Source organism: Endothiovibrio diazotrophicus, from assembly GCF_054657215.1.
This window is the reverse complement of sequence record NZ_BAAHXB010000026.1, coordinates 15,427-34,665: the sequence shown is the minus strand read 5'-3', so window position 1 is coordinate 34,665 and position 19,239 is coordinate 15,427. Positions and strand designations below refer to the sequence as shown.

Here is a 19,239-nt window from a genome sequence, read left to right as displayed (position 1 = left end):
CCCATCCTTTTCGAGTACTGCGTTCGTTCGGCACGGCGCGCCCTATATCGTCGCGCCGATCGATGCGGCGTATCTATACCGAAACACTGATGTTCTTCGTGGTAAAACGAGGAGCCGGCCGGGGTCATAGCGGCGGGGGTTCGTCGAAGTCGTAGTCGAGGGTGGTCTCGGGCGCCTGGAGCAGGTAGCCCTGGATGTAGTGGATGCCGATCTCCCACAGCAGGTTGAGGGTGTCGGCGTCTTCGACGAACTGGACGATGGTCCGTTTGCCCGCCTGCTGCACCTGTAGGCTCAGCGCCTCGACCCGCTCGCGATGGGCCGGGTTGTCCGCCAGCCGGTGGGTCAGCGCGCCGTCGAACTTGAAGTAGTCCAGGGGCAGCCGGCCGATCAGTGCGTCGGCCTCCTCGATGCGGCCGAAACGCTCCACCGCCAGGCCGCAGCGCAGCCGCTTCAGCCCGCGCAGCTGTCGCTCGACCTCGCCGCGGTGGCCGTCGATCACCGCCTCGGTTAGCTCCAGCACCAGCGCCTCGCCCGGCAACTGGTGATGGCCCAGGCGCCCCTCGAGCCACCGCGCCAATTCGTCGTCGAGCACCGTGGCCGCGGCCAGCTTGACGAAAAAGCGTACCGATCGCCCCTCGCGGTAGTGGCCCGCCAACTGGCGCAGCGCCTCGTCGATCACCCAGCGGTCGACCCGTCCGCTCAACCCTTCCCGCTCGGCGATCGGCAGGAATTGGCCCGGCAGCAGGGTCTCGCCTTCGTCGTCGACCATCCGCAGCAGCACTTCGAAGAGGTCTACCGGGGTGGCGTGGAGGTAGACGATGGGCTGGTAGACCAGGCGGAATCCCCCTTCGTCGTCGCTCAGCGCCGCCTCCAGCCGACGCCGCCAGGCGGCATGCTGATCACGGTGGAGCTCGCCATCGATCTCCGGCCGATAGCGATGGCAGCGACCGTCGGCGGCCTCGCCGGCGAGGCGGGCGGCGAGGCGGGCGTGCTCCAGGGCGGCGTCGGCATCGCTCTCCCCGCTCAGGTTGCAGAGGCCGATGGGGCAACCGGCGTTGCCCAGGCGGGCGGCGAGCTTGGTGGAGAGTTGCTCGGCCAGCGTCTCCGCCTCGTCGGCCGGGCGATGGAGGATCACGCCGAAGCGGGGGCCGCCGTAGCGCCCCGCGGTCTCCTCCTCGGCGAGGGGGTGCTGGAGCAGGGCGGAGAGCTCCTGCAGCAGCAGGTTGGCGGCGGCGTGCCCCTGCTCGACCCGCACCCGCTCGAAGCCGGCCACCTCCAGGTAGAGCAGGCTGCGGTCCACCCGGCCGAGGCCGAGGGCCAGTTCCTCGAGGAAGAAGCCGCGGTTGTGGAGGCCGGTGAGGCGGTCGCGGTTGCCGACGTAGTCGAGTTTTTCGTCGAGGCGCCGCGGGGAGGGCTCGCTACGCAGGGTGAGGAGCGCGCAGGGTTGGCCGCCGAGGACCATCCGGCGCAGCACCAGCAGGGTGGTGTGGCCGCCGTCGCGGAGGTTGATGTGCCACTCGCTGGGCGCCTCCTCCAGCACCTGGCGGATCGCCGCCCGCTCGCCCTCCGGGAAGAGCTCCGCCGGCGGGGTGTCGCGCAGCGACTCCGGACTGTGGAAGCCGAAGCGGTCGACATAGGCGGGGTTGGCGTAGAGGTGGCCTTCGGCGGTGACGCAGGCGGTCGGCGCGGGGTGCTGTTCGAGCAGTTCGCGCAGGGTCACCTCGCTGTTGCGCAGCGCCTCGCGCAGGGTACGCAGGGTGCGCCGCTGGGCCAGGGTGTCCAGCTCGCGCTGCACCGCCAGGCGCAGGCGCAGCGGCTGCTCCAGGCTGACCACGTCGCGGGCGCCGAGGGCGAGCAGGTGCTCGGCGTCCTCCTCGTGTTCGATCAGGGCGATGAAGGGGACATCCTTGCCGGGGCCGGCGATCAGCCCGAGCAGCAGGGTGGGGTCGCCGCCGACCACCCGATCGGTGCCGATCACCAGGGCCGGCGGGGTGCCGGTCAGGATCGCCTGGAGGGCCGCCTCGTCGCAGGCCAGCAGGGTCTCCACCGGGGTGGTCCCCTCGCGCAGCAGCCGCTCCACGGTGTGGCCGGTGGCGGGATCGGGGTGGAGGATCAGCAGCAGCGGGAGGGGGGTGTCCATCCGCTAAGGGTATAGGGAAACCCGGGGGTGAGGAAGTTCGCTGGCGGCAACCACGGTCGCGGAGTGCGCTCGACACTGAAAAGAAGAATTGAACCGCAGATTCACGCAGATTTTTGTCTTCTTGAATCTGCGCAAATCTGCGGTTGATATTCTCTTTTCAGAGCAGGGGGGTCTTCGACGGCTCGCCGGGGATCTCCCGCACCAGCCGCGGCACCAGGTAGCCGGGGAGGCGGGCGCGCAGCCGCTCGACCAGCCGGCGGGCCGCCTCGTCGCCCACTTCGAAATGGGCGGTGCCGCGGGCGCGGTCCAACTGGTGGAGGTAGTAGGGGAGGGCGCCGGCGCCGAACAGCCGCTCGCTCAGGGCGGCCAGGATCTCCTCGCAGTCGTTGATCCCGCGCAGCAGCACCGACTGGTTGAGCAGGGTGACTCCGGCCTGGCGCAGCCGCTCGACGGCCGCCAGCGCTTCGTTGTCCAGCTCGTTGGGGTGGTTGACGTGGAGCACCACCACCTTGCGCAGGCGACCGCGGCGGAGCCAGCCGAGCAGCTGCTCGTCGACCCGCTCGGGGATCACCACCGGTAGCCGGGTATGGATGCGCAGCCGCTCCACCGCCGACAGGCGTTCGATCCGCTCCGCCAGCTCGGCGAGCCGGCGGTCGCTGAGGGTCAGCGGGTCGCCGCCGCTGAGGATCACCTCGCTGACCGGCTCGCCCTCGGCGAGTAGCCCCAGGCTCTCCTCCAGCCGCTCCTCCATGCTCTCGTCGTAGGGGAAGTGGCGGCGGAAGCAGAAACGGCAGTGCAGCGCGCAGGCCGGGGTGGTGATCAGCAGGGCGCGACCGCGGTACTTGCGCAACAGGCGCGGGCTGCTGCGCGCGGCCAGATCGCCCACCGGATCGGCGGTGAAACCGGGGTGATCGATCCGCTCCTCGCCGCGCGGCAGCACCTGGCGCAGCAGCGGATCGTCGGGGTTGCCGCGCTCCATGCGGCGGATCAACGGATGGGGGACCCACAGGGGGAAGTCGCGGGCGGCGGCCTCGGCGGCCGGCAGGGTCGCCGGGTCGAGGCCGAGCAGGCGGTAGAGCTCCAGCGGCTCGCGCACCGCCTCGGCGATCCGCTGCCGCCAAAGCGGCGCCTGCGAAGCTGGCTGGGGACTCTCGGTTCGGGGTATCATGTGCGGCTTCGAAAATCGTGCCCAATCTGAGGACATTGAGGAAATGGCGAGTTACAGCACCAACGAATTCCGCGGCGGACTGAAGGTGATGGTCGATGGCGATCCGTGCTCCATCATTGAAAACGAGTTCGTCAAGCCGGGCAAGGGGCAGGCCTTCAACCGAGTGAAGATACGCAACCTGAAGACCGGTCGCGTGCTGGAGAAGACCTACAAGTCGGGCGAGTCGCTGGAGGGGGCCGACGTCATCGAACTCGACATGCAGTACCTCTATTACGACGGCGAGTTCTACCACTTCATGAAGCCCGACACCTTCGAGCAGTACGGCGCCGATGAGGCGGCCATCGGTGAGTCGAAGAAGTGGCTGAAGGAGCAGGACATCTGCCTGGTGACCCTCTACAACGGCTCGCCATTGGCGGTCGATCCGCCGAACTTCGTCAACCTGGCGGTCACCGACACCGATCCCGGCGTGCGTGGCGACACCTCCAGCGGCGGCACCAAGCCGGCCACCCTGGAGACCGGCGCGGTGGTCAAGGTGCCGCTGTTCATCGAGATCGGCGACGTGCTCAAGTGCGACACCCGCAGCGGCGAGTACGTCGGCCGCGCCAAGGAGGAGTAGCGCGGGATCTTCGCTATCGCGAAGATCCCGAGTGTGTGGGTGAAGGCGGGCGCTTGGCGCCCGTTTTCATGTTGGGGGGTAGCACCTGCCCTTGCCTGTAGGAGCGGCCCTCAGGCCGCGATGGCGCCCTTTCCGTCTCTCCCGCGGGTTTGAGATTTTCAGCCGATTCCGGCGGAGGTGCCTTCGCTCCCGGCGGATTACGCTGCGCTAATCCGCCCTACGGGGCCTCGGTCTTTCCGAATGTCCCGCCCATAACCTTTGACCTTTTACCTTTGACCTCACAAATCCTCCGCCGCTCTCCCACCGCCGAGGCCCTCGCCCGCCTCCCCAATGCCCTCCACCCGGTGCTGCGCCGGGTCTACGCCGGGCGCGGGGTGGCCGGTCCCGAGGACCTCGACCACTCCCTTGGCCGGCTGCTGCCGTTCTCCCGCCTCGGCGGCGTCGAGCGGGGCGCGATGCTGCTCGCCGAGGAGGCGCGCCGCGGCGGCCGGGTGCTGGTGGTGGGGGACTTCGACGCCGACGGTGCCACCGGCGCCGCGCTCACCGTGCGCGCCCTGCGCTGGATGGGGTTTCACGCCGATTACCTGGTGCCCGACCGCTTCCGCTTCGGCTACGGCCTCACCCCGGAGATCGTGGCGGTGGCCGCCGAGCGCGCGCCGAGCCTGATCGTCACCGTCGACAACGGCATCGCCAGCCTCGACGGGGTGGCCGAGGCGCGTCGGCGGGGCATCCGCGTGCTGGTCACCGACCACCACCTGCCCGGCGCCGAACTGCCGGCGGCGGAGGTGCTGGTCAATCCCAATCTGGCGGGCGACCCCTTCCCCAGCAAGCACCTGGCCGGGGTCGGCGTCGCCTTCTACCTGATGGCCGCGCTGCGCGCCCGGTTGCGCGACGACGGCTGGTTCGCCGAGCGGGAGATCCCCGAACCCAACCTCGGCCGACTGCTCGACCTGGTGGCATTGGGCACCGTCGCCGACGTGGTGCCGTTGGATCACAACAATCGGGTGCTGGTGGAGCAGGGGCTCGCCCGCATCCGCGGCGCCCACTGCTCGCCGGGGATCGCCGCGCTGCTCCAGGTGGCCGGGCGCCAGCGGGGGCGGGCGGCGGCCGGCGATCTGGGCTATGCGGTGGGGCCGCGGCTCAACGCCGCCGGGCGGATGGACGACATGGCCCTCGGCGTCGCCTGCCTGCTTGCCGATCACCCCGCGGAGGCGGACGCGCTGGCGCGCCAACTGGATCAGCTCAACCGCGAACGGCGCGAGGTGGAGGGGGAGATGAAGGCCCAGGCGCTGGCGCTGGTGGAGCGGATCCGCCTCGACGAGGAAGAGGGGCTCCCCTATGGTCTCTGCCTGTTCGACGAGGCGTGGCATCCGGGGGTGATCGGCATCGTCGCGGCGCGGATCAAGGAGCGGCTGCACCGGCCGGTGATCGCCTTCGCCCCCAACGATGAAGGTGAGCTGAAGGGTTCCGCCCGCTCGGTCTCGGCGCTGCACATCCGCGACGCCCTGGAGGCGGTGGCCACCGCCAATCCCGGTCTGATCGAACGCTTCGGCGGCCATGCCATGGCCGCCGGGCTGAGCCTGCGCGCGGGCAACCTGGAGCGTTTCCAATCCGCCTTCGACGAGGAGGTGCGCCGGCGGTTGGACGCCGAGGCGCTGCGCGGGGTGGTCCACTCCGACGGTCCGCTACGTGGCGCCGACCTCAATCTGCAACTGGCCGAGATCCTCGCCCTGGCGGGGCCGTGGGGCCACGCCTTCCCGCAACCGCTGTTCGACAACGCATTCCGGGTACTCGACCATCGCGCCCTCAACGGCGGCCACACCAAGTGCCGGGTGGCCCCCGAGGGGGGCGGCCCGCCGCTGGACGCCATCGCCTTCGGCGTTGCCGAGGAGGACTGGCCCGCCGACCTGGAGCGGGTCCATCTCGCCTACCGCCTCGACGTCAACGACTTCCGCGGCCAGCGCTCCGCGCAACTGGTGGTGGAGCATTTCGAGCCGCTATAGGGCGGGCCGTGTGCGCCGTGTTCAACGGAGTCGCCGCTCGGCCAGTTTTTCCCCATCCTTTCCGGGCGGCGCGCCCGTTCGACACGGCGCGCACAGCGCGCCCTATAGGGCGGGCCGCGCCCGCCGTGCCCAACGGAGCCACCGCTCGGGCGGGTGTTTGCCGCCCTGTCCGAGTGATACGCACGTTCGAGCTTCGATGCCCGGGGATTTCACCATGAAGTCCATGAAGGGCAACGAAGGGCATGAAGGGAGCGGGAAATGCGCCTTCATGTCCTTCTTCCCAATTCGCCGGCTTTTCCGCGGCGGTCGACGTTTCCCGCCTCCTACGGCAGTTGCAGGGTGCCGTCGGCGGCGGAGTAGACCGCGCGCCCCTCGCAGCCGGTGGGCTCGGTGGCGATCGGGTCTTCGGCGTGGACGGTGATCGAGTACTCGCCGGTTTCGCCCTGGTCGTCGGTTACGGTGAGGGCGATCAGGTAGCGGCCGGCGGCGGTGAAGGTGAAGGTCGCGGCGGGGCCGGAGGTGCTCTGGATGTCGGAGGTCATCCACTGATAGTCGGTGATCGCGCCGCCATCGGGATCGGTGGAGCCGGAGGCATCGACGGTGACAGTGAAGGGCGTGGTGCCGGTGGTCGCGTCGGCGGCGAACTGGTTGCCGTCCCGGCGGAAGATTGTGGAGGTGACGTTGTAGCTGCTGTCGTCGTAGCGGTTGTTGAAGGTGAGGTAGGTATCGTTGCCGGCGACGAAGCTGTGGGCGTGGGTCACGCAGTGGCCGAGAATATCCTACTGCGGAAAGCGCTGGCGCAGCGCACGCAGGTGCTTGACGTCGGTGAGGATCACCACCTCGTCGCCCTCGCGGATCGGGGTGGTGCCGTCGATGACGGCGAAGCGCCCCTCGTGGTAGACGCAGATGGCGCGGGCGTTCTCCGGCAGGTCGAGGCCGGCCGCCTCGCCCGCCTCGGCGGCGCCGGCATGGAAGGAGAAGAGGCGCGCTTCGTCGCGGAACAGGGTGGAGAGGGTGATCGCGTCCTCGCCCCCCTCGGCCATGTCGGCGAGGAAGCGGCTGACGGTGCGCATCGGCACCATGGCGTCGGCCAGTCCCAGGTGATCGGCGACGTGCTCCAGTTCCGGGTCCTGGATCTGGGTCACCACCTTGCGGAAGCCCAGCGAGTGGGCCACCAGACTGGCGATGATGTTGGTCTGATCGTCGTCGGTGAGACAGAAGAGCAGATCCACCGAGGGCGGCGCCACCTCCTTGAGCACCGAGGGGCGGGCGCCGTCGCCGTGGAGGATGGCGCAGTCGAGCTCCCCGGCGAGCTCCTCGACCGCCGACTTGCGCCGCTCGATCAACACCACCTCGTGGCCCCGCCCGATCAGGGCGCGGGCGGTGAGGACCGCCAGGTCGCCGCTGCCGATGAAGACGATTTTCATGGGGGGAGTATAACGGGGAGGGCGCGGTCGCCGAGGGCGTAGCGGCGGAAGGCGTCGCTGGTGGGGGATAGGACGTGGTCGCGCAGATGGACCAGATGCCATTGGCGCTTCAGCGGGAAGCCGGCGACATCGAGCACCGCGATGCGGCCGGCGGCGATCTCCGGCTGCAGGTTGTTGAGCGAGAGCACCGAGATGCCCAGCCCCGCCATCACGCACTGCTTGATCGCCTCGTTGCTGCCCAGTTCCATGCGTACGTTGAGCTCCACCTGGTTCCGCTCGAAGAAGTCGAGGATCACCGCCCGGGTGCCGGAGCCGGGTTCGCGCAGGATGAGAGGCTCCTCGGCCAAGCGTTGCGGCGGGATCTCCCGCTCGCCGGTCAGCGGGTGGCCGGGGACGGCCACCACCACCAGCGGGTTCTCGGCGAACGCCTCGGCGTGGACCGGCAGCTCCTTGGGGATGCGGCCGAGGACGTAGAGGTCGTCCTGGTTCTGTTTCAGCCGTTCGATCACCTGGCCGCGGTTGCCGACGAACAGCGACAGCTCGATCGCCGGGTGCCGGTCACAGAAACGGCCGAGCAACTGGGGGACGAAGTACTTGGCGTTGGTGATGATCGCCAGCCGCAACCGGCCGTTCTCGACCCCCTTCAGTTGCGCCAACTCCTGGTCGAGCCGCTCCATGCGGTCGAGCAGGTCGCGGCAGCCGGCGGCCATGGCCTGGCCGGCGTCGGTCAGATAGAGCTGCTTGCCTACCTGCTCGATCAGCGGCAGCCCGGCCGATTCGGAGAGCTGGCGCACTTGGATCGACACCGCCGGGGGGGTGAGGCCGAGGGCCTCGGCGGTGCGCGCCATGCTCATGTGCCGGGTAAGGGTGTGGAAGATCCTCAGCTGGTGGAGGGTGGCGTTATGGATCGGCATGGGGAGAAGCGTAAAGAATGCTTAATGATTGTGGAATCGATCGTTAGTTTTAATTAAACTACTGCGCCGCGAGGATTGCAATCCGCACCCCGCCGGTGCTCCGCCTGTCCGGGAGTGGCGTACTCGCCATTCCCGGACAGGCGGAGCACCGGCGGGGCCGTTGATTGTCTGCGTGAGATGATGGGCGGGGTAGCCGGTTCGGTCGGTCGCTTGTCTCTCACTCGCCGAAATCCCATAATGAGCGGCTTCCCTCTCCCCCTTTTTCGGTCCGGTTTCCGTGGGCCGAGGAGGGCGGAATCCGCGCCGCGCCGGGCCGCAGGGGTCCGCCGCGGTATCGACGCAACGTCCCCTCGGGAGTCCTATGACGGAACCGGCCGACAATCTGGTCAAGGCGATCATCAACGGTATCGAGGTGCAGGCGCCCTCGAACCTGTCGGTGATCCAGGCGCTGTGGCACGCGGGCTACCCGCGGGTGAAGAGCGTCGGCTGCATGGAGGGGGTGTGCGGTTCGTGCCGGGTGCTGGTGCGCCGTGCCGGCGCCCGCGAGGTGACCACCGAGCTGGGCTGCGAGCTGCTGGTGGAGGAGGGGATGGAGGTCAACTTCCTGCTCTTCCCCAACCCCACCCACCACACCTATCAACTGGACGACATCCCCAACTCCTGGGAGGTGCAGGACCGCTTCCACCACATCTTCCCCGAGGCGGCCCACTGCCGCAGCTGCGGCGGCTGCACCACCGCCTGCCCGAAGGGGATCGAGGTGGAGCGGGGGGTCGAGCTGGCGGCCAAGGGGAAGTTCGCCGAGGCGGGGGATCTGTTCGTCGAGTGTGTGATGTGCAACCTCTGCCAGACCGGCTGCCCGGAGACCATCGCGCCCAACCACGTCGGGCTCTTCGCCCGCCGCGTCACCGCCTATTTCCATATCCGCCCCTCCAACCTGATCAACCGGTTGGAGCGGCTGCGCAGGGGGGAGATGCAGGTGGTCGAGTGACCCTTCGGGTCGTCCTCCCTGCCGTCATCGTATGACCGACGCCATCTCCTACTACGAAGCCCTCGCCGCCTATCAGGCGCTCGCCAAGCGGCCGCTGCCCGAGCAGACCCTCGCCGCCGACGAGCTGCTGCGCCGCTACCACCCCGACCACCGCGCCGACAGCACGGTGGCGCTGGAGGTGGGGCCCAATCGCGGCGAGTCGTGCCACCGTCAACTGGCCGAGCTGCTGCAGGCCGACGCGCGCATCGACGCCGCCGACCTGGCCGGGGCCGAGGTACTGCGTACCGACGTGCTGGTGATCGGCGGCGGCGGCGCCGGTTGCACCGCGGCGCTGGAGGCGGCGCGGGCCGGCGCCAAGGTGATCCTCGCCACCAAGCTGCGCCTCGGCGACAGCAACACGGTGATGGCCGAGGGCGGCATCCAGGCCTCGGTGGACAAGGGCGACACGCCCCAGATGCACTACGACGACACCATCAAGGCGGGCCACCGCAGCGCCGACACCCGGCTGGTGGCGCAGATGGTGATGGACGCCCCGGCGGTGATCCGCTGGCTGATCCAGCAGGGGATGCAGTTCGACCTCAGCCCCTACGGCGATCTGCTCACCCGCCGCGCCGGCGGTACCTCCGCGCCGCGGGTCGCCTACTTCCGCGACTACACCGGGCTGGAGATGATGCGGGTGCTGCGCGAGTCGGTCTACAACGACGACGACATCGAGGTGCTCCCCTACTGCCCGGCGGTGGAGCTGCTGAGCGACGAGAACGGCCACTGCTCCGGCGCGGTGCTCTCCTCGCTGCGTGACTACCGCTACAAGCTGGTGCACGCGAAGAGCGTGATCGTCGCCACCGGCGGCATCGGCCGCATCCACCTCAACGACTTTCCCACCTCCAACCACTTCGGCGCCACCGGCGACGGGCTGGTGCTGGCCTATCGGGTGGGGGCGAAGCTGCGCGATCTCGACTCCTTCCAGTACCATCCCTCGGGCCTCGCCTACCCCTCGCACCTCTCCGGCATGCTGATCACCGAGGGGGTGCGCTCCGCCGGGGCCTACCTGCTCAACGGTCGCAACGAGCGTTTCATCGACGAGCTGAGCCCGCGTGATCAGGTGGCGGCGGCGATCCTCCGCGAGTGTGCCGAGGGTCGCGGCATCGCGGCCGAGGATGGCGCCCAAGGCGTGTGGCTCGATACCCCCGGGGTGGAGGTGCGCGAGCCGGGCATCTTCGAGAAGCGCTTCCCCAAACTGATCCAACTGGGGCGCAAGAGCGGCACCGATCCGCGGCAACAGCCGCTGCTGATCTATCCGACCCTGCACTACCAGAACGGCGGTGCGGTGATCGACGAGTACGGCTGCTCCACCGTCAAGGGGCTCTACTGCATCGGCGAGGTGAGCGGCGGCATCCACGGCCGCAACCGGCTGATGGGCAACGCCCTGCTGGAGATCATCCGCTTCGGCCGCGCCGCCGGGGGGCACGCCGCCGAGGCGGCGCACAACCTGGCCAAGCACCGCAAGGGGACCATCGAACACGTCAGCCAGCTGCGCCGCGAGCTGGCGCTGAGCGGCCGCTCGCTGGAGCAGAAGGGACCGCAGCTCTTTCCCGGCTACGCCAAGTTCGAGATGGACTCCGACTACGCCGGGCTGCGCAAGAGTTCGCAGGGGAAGCGGTGATGATGCGCGGTATCGATTGGAACCAGGCTTTCGTAGGGCGGATTAGCGATAGCGTAATCCGCCACATCGGAGCTGCCTTCGGCGAAGGTGCCTCCGTTCCGGCGGATTACGCTATCGCTAATCCGCCCTACGGCCCGAACAAGCGTAGGGAGGCGGGGGAGTGATCATGAGTATCGAAAAACTCAATCAGGTGCTGCTCCACGCCTCCGCCCGGGTTGGCGCCAACCTCGACGAGTGGCGCGCCGGTCCCGGTATCGACGGGCTGGAAAAGGCCCTCGGCAGGGTCGGTGGCGGCGAGTCGATCGTCGAGATGATCAAGGCGGCCGGGCTGCTCGGCCTCGGCGGCAGCGGCTTCCCCACCTGGCGCAAGTGGGAGGCGATGGCCGCCCGCCCCGGCCAGGGCGACAAATATCTGATCTGCAACGGCAACGAGGACGAACCGGGGACCTTCAAGGATCGCCTGCTGATGGAGGAGTGCCCCCACCAGCTGATCGAGGGGGCGACCATCGCCGCGCTCGCGGTCGGCGCCAACAAGGTGATCTTCTACGTCAATCCCCACCTCAAAGCCGCCCTCCAGGCGATGGAACTGGCAGTGGAGGAGTGGCTCGCCTGCGAGCTTCCCAAACGGGTCGGCGAAGCCCTCGGCCGTCCCGTCGAATACTGCGTGGTGCGCAGCTCCGGCCACTACATCGGCGGCGAGGAGAGCGCGGCGATCTCCACCATCGAGGGAAGCTTCCCGTTCCCCCGGCGCAAGCCCCCCTATCCGGTGGAGTCGGGGGTGCATGGTCACCCGACCCTGATCAACAACGTCGAGACCCTCTCCAACGTCCCGCACATCCTGCGCAACGGGGTCGAGTGGTACCGCGACCGGGGGCTCGGGGAGGCGTGCGGCACCAAGATCTACAGCCTGAGCGGCGACGTGCTCCACCCCGGCGCCTACGAGCTGCCGATGGGCACCCCGCTCTCCGAGCTGGTCTACCACTACGGCGGCGGGATGCTGGTGGGCAAGGAGCTGAAGGCGGTGTTCACCGGCGGCCCCTCCAACACCATCCTCACGCCGAAGGACATCGACGTGCCGATGGACTACCCCTCGGTGGCGGCGCGCCATTCGGCCCTCGGCACCGGGGCGATGATCGTGGTCTCCGAGGGGACCGGCATCGTCAAGCGGGTCACCGAGTACGTCAACTTCTTCGCCGAGTCCTCCTGCGGCCAGTGCCCGTCGTGCAAGACCGGCACCTATTACATCTCGCTGCTGCTCGACAAGATCGACACCGGCCGCGGCACCCGCTCGGACCTCGACTCGCTGGAGAGCCTCTGCCGCATCCTCCCCGGCTCCGGCCGCTGCCATCTGGTGGATGGGGCGGTGAAGGTGTTGGAGAGTTCGCTCTATCACTTTCGGGGTGAGTATGAGCAGGCGTTGTTATAGGGGCAGGTGAAAGGTCAAAGGTTAAAGGTTAAAGGAAGAGGCGGCGGTGCCGTTCCTCGACTTTTTTGCGCGATATCGCGCTCGCTGACGACATGTAACCAGCGCTCCACAGGATGGGAGTCGGGTAGGGTGTGCCGACGTCAGGAGGCGCACCGGTCGGAGCGCGGTGCGCCTCGTACCTCGGCACACCCTACGGCAGGCCGCGGGCGCGAACGAACAGATTTTGCATTTGGGATAGAGGGCTGAAGGTCAGGGTTGGCAGGTAATCGGGAGAAGCCAAGGCGCTCTTCCCTTTCACCTTTCACCTTTCACCTTTCACCTCAAGAACGAGGCTGAATATGACCACGACAAACGAACGCGAACCGACCGTCATCGACGAGCACATCGTCGAGATCGTCAGCGACTCCGGTGAGGGCGCGCAGAAGTGCGGCCAGACCTTCGGCGCCATCAGCGGCAAGATGGGCAACGGCGTCTGGACCGTGGAGATCATCCCCGCCGAGATCCAGCCGCCGGCCCGCTCGCCGGCCGGCGCCTCCGGCAACCGCATCCGCGTCGGCAACCGCTACGTCACCAACATGGGCAACGAGGCGGATCTGGTGGTCGCCTTCAACGAGCAGGTGCTGTTCTCCCGCGTCGCCAGCGGCGCCTACAAGGACGGCACCATCGTCCTGCTGGAGAACAAGTGGGCCGAGGACCCCAGCGAGCACATCCGCCAGCAGTACGCCGGCGCGATCAAGGAGTTCGCCGACCACGGTCTGGTGGTCCACGAGGTGCCGATGGAGGTGGAGTGCCTGAAGATCGTCTCCAATGCGCGCAAGGGCAAGAACATGTTCGCCCTCGGTATGATGTGCGCGATCTACAATCGCGACGCCGATCTGGCCCGCAAGGAGATCGAGAGCGCCTTCGCCTCGAAGGGGCCGAAGGTGATCCAGCCCAACATCGATCTGTTCGACTCCGGTTTCAACTATGCCCGCGAGCACCTCGACTTCAGCTGGGTGATCGAGCCCTACGAGGGCGACCACGAGCAGAAGACCATCATCACCAACGGCAACCAGGCGGTGGGCCTCGGGGTGATGGCCGCCGGCATGGAGATGGTCTCCATGTACCCGATCACCCCGGCCACCTCCGCCTCCCACTACGTCGCCGCGGTCTACGACCAAGTGGGCGGCTTCGTCCATCAGGCGGAGGACGAGATCGCCGCCATCGGCTTCGCCATCGGCGCCTCCTATGCCGGCAAGACCGCCTGCACCATCACCTCCGGTCCCGGCATGGCGCTGAAGACCGAGCTGATCGGCCTCGCCGTGATGGGCGAGATCCCGCTGGTGATCATCGACGTGCAGCGCGGCGGCCCCTCCACCGGCCTGCCCACCAAGGTGGAGCAGGCCGATCTGCTGAGTTCGATCTACGGCGAGCCGGGCGACGCGCCGAAGATCGTGATGGCCGCCGCCACCATCGAGGAGTGCTTCCACTTCGTGATCCTGGCGCGCAAGCTGGCCGAGACCTTCCGTACCCCGGTGATCCTGCTCACCGACGCCAACCTGGCCACCGGCGTGCAGCCGTGGGCCCGCCCCGAGCTGCAGGAGGAGTGGCTGGCCGCGCCGATCGATCAGTCCCCCTGGAACAAGGAGGTGCCGGCCTACGACTGGGACCCCGAGACCGGCCTCTCGCAACGGCCGATCCCCGGCCAGCGCGACGGCATGTACGTGCTCACCGGTCTCTCCCACACCAACCGCTCGAAGGTGGCCTACGACTCCGACACCCACCAGAACAGCATGTACCTGCGCTCGCGCAAGCTGGCGGCGATGCAGCAGACCCTCAACCCGCCGGAGATCCACGGCGATCCCGAGGGTGATCTACTGATCGTCGGCTGGGGCTCGACCATGGGCGCCATCGAGGAGGCGGTAGACCTGCACCGCGCCGAGGGCAAAAAGGTCTCGCATGTCCACCTGCGCTTCATCTCGCCGCTGGAGCCGGGGCTGAAGGCGATCTTCTCGCGCTTCAAGAAGGTGATGACCATCGAGATCAACTACAGCGACGACCTCACCCACCCGTTGATCACCGAGGAGAACCGCCGCTACGCCCAGCTCGCGCTGCTGCTGCGGGCGCAGACCCTGGTCGACGTCGACTGCTGGTCGGTGGTCTACGGCCACCCGCTGCAGCCCGGCATGCTCTACGACGTCATCGCCGGCAAGCTTGCCGGCCTGAACCACTAAGGAGGACCACCCGATGTTTGGACTGAAAGCAGACTGGTCCCTCGACGTCTTCGAACGTTATTTCACCCTCGGCGACTATGCCGGCGGCGAGGCCCGCTGGTGCCCCGGTTGCGGCGACTTCGCGGTGCTCAACGCCACCCACCGGGTGCTGCGCGACGCCCAGGTGGAGCCGGAGAAGAGCGTCTTCGTCTCCGGCATCGGCTGCTCCAGCCGGATGCCCCACTACGTCGGCACCTACGGCCTGCACGGCCTCCACGGCCGCGCCCTGCCGCTGGCCAACGGCATCAAGTCGCGCCGCCCCGACCTCGACGTGTGGGTCGCCACCGGCGACGGCGACTGCTTCTCCATCGGCGCCGGCCCCTGGATCCACGCCATGCGCCTGAACATGGACATGGTGGTGCTGATCTTCGACAACGGCATCTACGGCCTGACCAAGAAGCAGACCTCGCCGACCACCCCCACCGGCATGCGCACCAACACCCACCCCAAGGGGGCGTTGATGCCGCCGCTCAACCCGCTGACCATCACGCTCGGCATCACCAACATCTCCTTCGTCGCCCAGGTGCCCGACTGGAACCCGCCGCTGCTGTTCGAGACCATCAAGGCCGCCCACCAGCATCGCGGCACCAGCTTCGTCCGCGTGCTCCAGCGCTGCCCGGTCTTCTCCAACGAGTTCAGCAAGCCGATGCAGGACAACCCGGAGCAGATGCTGCTGCTCACCCACGCCGACGGCATCCCGGTGGACGATGCGGTCAAGCGGGTCTTCCCCAACCAGCGGGAGCACGACCCGAGCGACTGGCTCGGCGCCATGGCGCTCGCCCGCGACACCTCGATGATCCCGATGGGGCTGCTCTACCGCGACCCCGACGCGATCGTCTACGAGGACTTCTCCGCCAAGGGGTTGGAGAAGACCAACGAGGAGAAGCTGGCGGCGATCGACAAGGCGCTGGATAAATTCGCAATCTAGGGATCAGGGACCAGGGATCAGGGATCAGGGGCCGCTACGCGGCTTCGGGTTTCTGCCCACCGGTCCCTGATCCCTGACCCCTGATCCCTATCCCTATGAACGCAAAAGTACAACCCCAAGGTTCGCTCCCCTCCCTGCCGATCGTCTCCCGCGATTCGGAAGCGAGCAAGGCGATCATGCGCACCCTGCGCCACTTCCACCTCGGCAACCCCGAGGCGCGGGAGCGGCTGGAGGCGGTCGCCGCCGACTGCCTGCCGGCGCTGCTTGCCCCCTACCGCGACAGCGGCCGGCTGCGCTACGAGTATCCGCTCTACCTGCGCCGCATCCACGACGTGGAGGCGGAGCTGACCCCCGAGCGGCTGGCCCGCCCGCTGTCGGCGTGGCTCGGCGCCGCCGTTGCCGAGGGCGCCCGCCTGTTGCGCGACAACCTGCCGTGGATCGAGCGGGACCTGCGCGAACGGTTGCAGGGCGAGGAGGGGCCTCGTCCCGCAAAGGCGCTGCTCACCGCCGCCGCCGATGCGCTGGCGGCCCAGCTCGCACTGGAGGGGGATAGCGGGGTCAAGCTGCGCGAGGAGCTCGACGCGCTGCTCGCCGCGGTGGACGACGGCGACCAGCTCCTCGGCTACGAGCGCTATCCGGCGATCCACCTGCTGATCCATACCATCCGCAACGTCACCGCCCCGCGCCATGCCGCCCTGCGCGGCGAGGTGGAGGAGAAGATCCGCGGCCTCAAGCGGCTGTTGGAGGTGGAGCGCAGCAAGTCCGCCGAGGCGCTGGCGCCCGAGCGGGTGAAGCGCAGCGTCGGCGTCGCCGGCCTGCGCCTCAACCCCGAGGCGCTCTCCAAGGTGATGGATCACAGCAGCGGTTCGCTGGCGATGTCCGTCGAGCGCAAGGGGCGCATCGAGCAGGCGCTGGCCACCCTGCGCGCCTTTCGCGACGAACCGGTCCTGGTGCGCATCCTCTACAAGGGCTCACTGGTCGACGACAGCTGGTTGCAGAGCGTCCCCGGCTTCGAGGCGCTCGGCGTCGACGACCCGTGCGGCGAGGCCACCGCGGTGTTCGACCGCGAGGCGGGCCGGCTGGCGGCGGTGTTCGCCGCCGTGCGCATCGCCGACCTGGAGCTGGAGGATCGTTACGACCCGTCGATCCACGATCCGTGGTTCGCCAACTTCAGCTGGGAGGCGTTCTCCCACGCCGAGCTGCTGCTGGTGCCGGCGGTGATCGCCCTCGAAGGGGCCGACCGGCTGGCCGGCGAGGGGATGACCTCCTTCTCGCGGCTGCTCAACTCCGGCCGCCCGGTGCAGATCTTTGCCCGCGTGCAGTCCCACAACAACCCCGGCTGCGGGCGTGGCGAGGACCCCTTCCGCAGCTTCCGCACCGAGCTGGGTTACCTCGCCACCGCCCACCGCCAGGCCTTCGTCTCGCAGACCTCGGCGGCGCGCCACGACCACCTGCTGCGCGGCTACCTCGACTCGCTGAGCGCCACCCGCACCAGCATCCACCTGATCAACACCGGCCTGAAGGGCGCCGGCGGGCAGAGCGCGCTGAACGCCTGGCTGGTGGCCGGCGCCGCCCTGGAGGGGCGGGTCCACCCCTTCTTCCGGGTCAACCCCGGCCTCGGCGACTCCGCCGCCGAGCGGGTCGGCTTCGACGGCAACCCGCAACCCGAGCGGGACTGGCCGCTGCACCCGTTCCACTACCGGGACGAGAGCGGGTCGGCGGTGGAGGTGGACCTCCCCTTCACCTTCGCCGACTACTGCCTGCTGATGGAGAACCTGCGCGACCACTACGCCGAGGTCCCGGCCGAGTGCGAGTCCGACGACCTGGTGACCATCGGCGACTACCTCGCCAATGGCAAGGACGATCAGGTCCCCTTCGTCTGGGCGGTGGGCCGTGACGGCACCCTCCATCGGGCGGTGATCTCGCGCACCCTGGTCCACGCCTGCTGCGACCGGCGCAACTTCTGGCGCACCCTGCAGGAGCTGGCGGGGGTGAAGAACCGCCACGTCGAGCTGGCGGTGGAGGCGGCCCGCGCCGAGATCCAGGCCGCCGCCGACGCCGACATCGCGCGCATCCGCGAGGAGTGCGAGGCGGCCCTCCAGGCGGCCCGCGCCGAGGCGGCCGGCGAGGTGATGGGGCGCCTGACCGACGTGCTGATGGGTATGGACTTTACCTCGGGCGCGCCGCGTCCGAGTGTCGCCGCCGGCGCGGCGAAGGCGCCCGCGGCGCCGGTGGTCGAGTCCGAGCCGGAGCCGGTGGAGGCCGAAGCCGAGCAGGAAGAGGAGTCGCTCGGCGGCGACGAGCCGTGGATCGACACCCCGCTCTGTACCAGCTGCAACGATTGTTTGAAGGTCAACCCGCAGGTCTTCGTCTACAACGACGAGAATCAGGCGTACCTGACCAACGTCGAGCAGGCCACCTACGCCCAGTTGGTCGAGGCCGCGGAACTCTGTCCTTCCAAGTGCATCCATCCGGGACAGCCGACGAATTCGGGGGAAGCCGGGTTGGATGAGCTGCGCCTGCGCGCCGCCGCATTCAATTGAAGATCATGGGCGGCGCCTGGATCACCCCGAACGGTGAACGTTGGGTAGGGTGTGCCGACGATAGGAGGCGCACCGGTCGTAACCCGGTGCGCCTCGTCCCTCGGCACACCCTACGCACCGACCGCCCTGTTTCGGGAATTTCCACGGCGACACGTAGGGTGGATAAGCGCAGCGCATCCACCACAACGGAGGCAGCGGGCGTGAAGGTTCATCGGTGCCCGGAAACCTCCGTGAGAGATGAGGGCATGGCAGCTTCGTTCGGTGGATGCGCTGCGCTTATCCACCCTACGGGCAGGGCATAACACGGGTATGCGTCGTCTGTTATGAATTCGTTTTTTACGGCACCGGCGGTAATGACCGGGATCGGTCTCTTCTTCGGGATCATCCTCGCGGTCGCCTATCGCCTGTTGAAGGTCGAGGAGGACCCGCGCATCGCCCGCACCGAGGAGATGCTGCCGGGGACCAACTGCGGCGCCTGCGGCGAGCCGGGCTGCCTGCCGTTCGCCGAGGCGATGGTCTCCGGGCGGGCGCAGCCCTCCGGCTGTACCGTGGCTAGCGGGGATGACATCGAGGCGATCGCCGATTTCCTCGGCGTCGATGCCGGCGAGGCGGAGAAGCGGGTCGCCCGCCTGCACTGCGCCGGCGGCAAGGGGCAGGCCTATCAGATCGCCGAATACCGCGGCTTCGAGAGCTGCCGCGCGGCGGCCACCGTCTCCGGCGGCGGCAAGGGGTGCTCCTGGGGCTGCCTCGGTCTGGCCGACTGCAAGGTGGCCTGCACCTTCGAGGCGATCACCATGAACGCCAACGGCCTGCCGCAGGTGGACGTCGACAAGTGCACCGCCTGCAACGACTGCGTCGAGGCCTGCCCGAAGGATCTTTTCGAGGTGGTGCCGCTGAGTCAAAAACTGTTCGTCCAGTGCAATACGCCGCTGGAAGGCGAGCACGCCACCGCGCTCTGTTCGGTGGCCTGCGACGCCTGCGGCCGCTGCGCCGCCGACGCGGTGCCGGGGCTGATCGCGATGAAGGACAACCTGCCGCGGATCGACTACGAAGGCGGCCTGCCGGTCACCAGCGTGGCGACCCACCGCTGCCCGACGGGGGCGATCCAGTGGCTGGACGGCAATCAATTCGAGGCGTCGTCGGAGGCGCCGGGTTGACGGCGCCACCGCGA

General features: G+C 68.6%; 14 protein-coding genes. 9 read left to right on the top strand and 5 right to left on the bottom strand.

Going from position 1 to position 19,239, the window contains the following annotated elements; all coding sequences use genetic code 11:
• Positions 1 to 124: 124 nt before the first annotated feature.
• A complete protein-coding gene (locus tag ACYQ2W_RS09095) occupies positions 125 to 2,140 on the bottom strand; it encodes an EAL domain-containing protein (protein WP_459865479.1) in 2,016 nt (671 codons plus the stop codon).
• Between the two features lie 157 nt (positions 2,141 to 2,297).
• Entirely contained in the window at positions 2,298 to 3,308 is a 1,011-nt protein-coding gene (epmB, locus tag ACYQ2W_RS09090) for an EF-P beta-lysylation protein EpmB (protein ID WP_459865477.1), read from the bottom strand.
• Between the two features lie 43 nt (positions 3,309 to 3,351).
• Between epmB and efp the strand changes: the two genes are divergently transcribed.
• Together efp and recJ are read left to right on the top strand one after the other, a co-directional pair.
• The gene (gene efp / locus ACYQ2W_RS09085) at positions 3,352 to 3,924 is read left to right on the top strand and encodes an elongation factor P (protein WP_459865475.1); all 573 of its coding nucleotides are present in this window, start codon (positions 3,352 to 3,354) and stop codon (positions 3,922 to 3,924) included.
• Positions 3,925 to 4,196: 272 nt separating this feature from the next.
• Entirely contained in the window at positions 4,197 to 5,927 is a 1,731-nt protein-coding gene (gene recJ, locus ACYQ2W_RS09080; protein ID WP_459865473.1) for a single-stranded-DNA-specific exonuclease RecJ, read from the top strand.
• Between the two features lie 323 nt (positions 5,928 to 6,250).
• Here recJ and ACYQ2W_RS09075 read toward each other — a convergent pair whose 3' ends face one another.
• The 3 genes from ACYQ2W_RS09075 to ACYQ2W_RS09065 are packed head-to-tail and all read right to left on the bottom strand — an operon-like array spanning position 6,251 to position 8,268.
• On the bottom strand, positions 6,251 to 6,688 hold the full coding sequence (locus ACYQ2W_RS09075; protein WP_459865471.1) for a PKD domain-containing protein: 438 nt from the start codon (positions 6,686 to 6,688) through the stop codon (positions 6,251 to 6,253).
• An 18-nt stretch (positions 6,689 to 6,706) separates the two neighbouring features.
• Positions 6,707 to 7,354, bottom strand: a complete 648-nt coding sequence (locus ACYQ2W_RS09070; RefSeq protein ID WP_459865469.1) for a potassium channel family protein — start codon at positions 7,352 to 7,354, stop codon at positions 6,707 to 6,709.
• Positions 7,351 to 8,268, bottom strand: coding sequence for a LysR family transcriptional regulator (locus tag ACYQ2W_RS09065; protein WP_459865467.1), 918 nt, complete (start codon positions 8,266 to 8,268; stop codon positions 7,351 to 7,353). The genes ACYQ2W_RS09070 and ACYQ2W_RS09065 overlap by 4 nt, the downstream gene beginning before the upstream one ends.
• A gap of 361 nt (positions 8,269 to 8,629) precedes the next feature.
• Here ACYQ2W_RS09065 and ACYQ2W_RS09060 point away from each other — a divergent pair, with 361 nt between their 5' ends.
• The 7 genes from ACYQ2W_RS09060 (at position 8,630) to ACYQ2W_RS09030 (ending at position 19,225) form a co-directional block, all read left to right on the top strand.
• Positions 8,630 to 9,256 carry a 2Fe-2S iron-sulfur cluster-binding protein gene (locus tag ACYQ2W_RS09060; protein WP_459865465.1) on the top strand — a complete coding sequence of 209 codons (627 nt, stop codon included), beginning with the start codon at positions 8,630 to 8,632 and terminating at the stop codon, positions 9,254 to 9,256.
• A gap of 31 nt (positions 9,257 to 9,287) precedes the next feature.
• Positions 9,288 to 10,919, top strand: coding sequence for an FAD-dependent oxidoreductase (locus tag ACYQ2W_RS09055; RefSeq protein ID WP_459865463.1), 1,632 nt, complete (start codon positions 9,288 to 9,290; stop codon positions 10,917 to 10,919).
• 166 nt (positions 10,920 to 11,085) lie between these two features.
• Entirely contained in the window at positions 11,086 to 12,345 is a 1,260-nt protein-coding gene (locus ACYQ2W_RS09050) for a complex I 51 kDa subunit family protein (RefSeq protein ID WP_459865461.1), read from the top strand.
• Between the two features lie 338 nt (positions 12,346 to 12,683).
• Positions 12,684 to 14,558, top strand: coding sequence for a 2-oxoacid:acceptor oxidoreductase subunit alpha (locus ACYQ2W_RS09045; protein WP_459865459.1), 1,875 nt, complete (start codon positions 12,684 to 12,686; stop codon positions 14,556 to 14,558).
• A gap of 13 nt (positions 14,559 to 14,571) precedes the next feature.
• Positions 14,572 to 15,525 (top strand): thiamine pyrophosphate-dependent enzyme, encoded by a 954-nt coding sequence (locus tag ACYQ2W_RS09040; RefSeq protein ID WP_459865457.1) that lies wholly within the window; start codon positions 14,572 to 14,574, stop codon positions 15,523 to 15,525.
• Positions 15,526 to 15,620: 95 nt separating this feature from the next.
• Complete coding sequence (locus ACYQ2W_RS09035) at positions 15,621 to 18,068, top strand: ferredoxin (RefSeq protein WP_459865455.1); 2,448 nt, start codon at positions 15,621 to 15,623, stop codon at positions 18,066 to 18,068.
• A gap of 323 nt (positions 18,069 to 18,391) precedes the next feature.
• Positions 18,392 to 19,225 (top strand): RnfABCDGE type electron transport complex subunit B, encoded by an 834-nt coding sequence (locus ACYQ2W_RS09030; RefSeq protein ID WP_459865453.1) that lies wholly within the window; start codon positions 18,392 to 18,394, stop codon positions 19,223 to 19,225.
• The last annotated feature ends 14 nt before the right edge of the window (positions 19,226 to 19,239 follow it).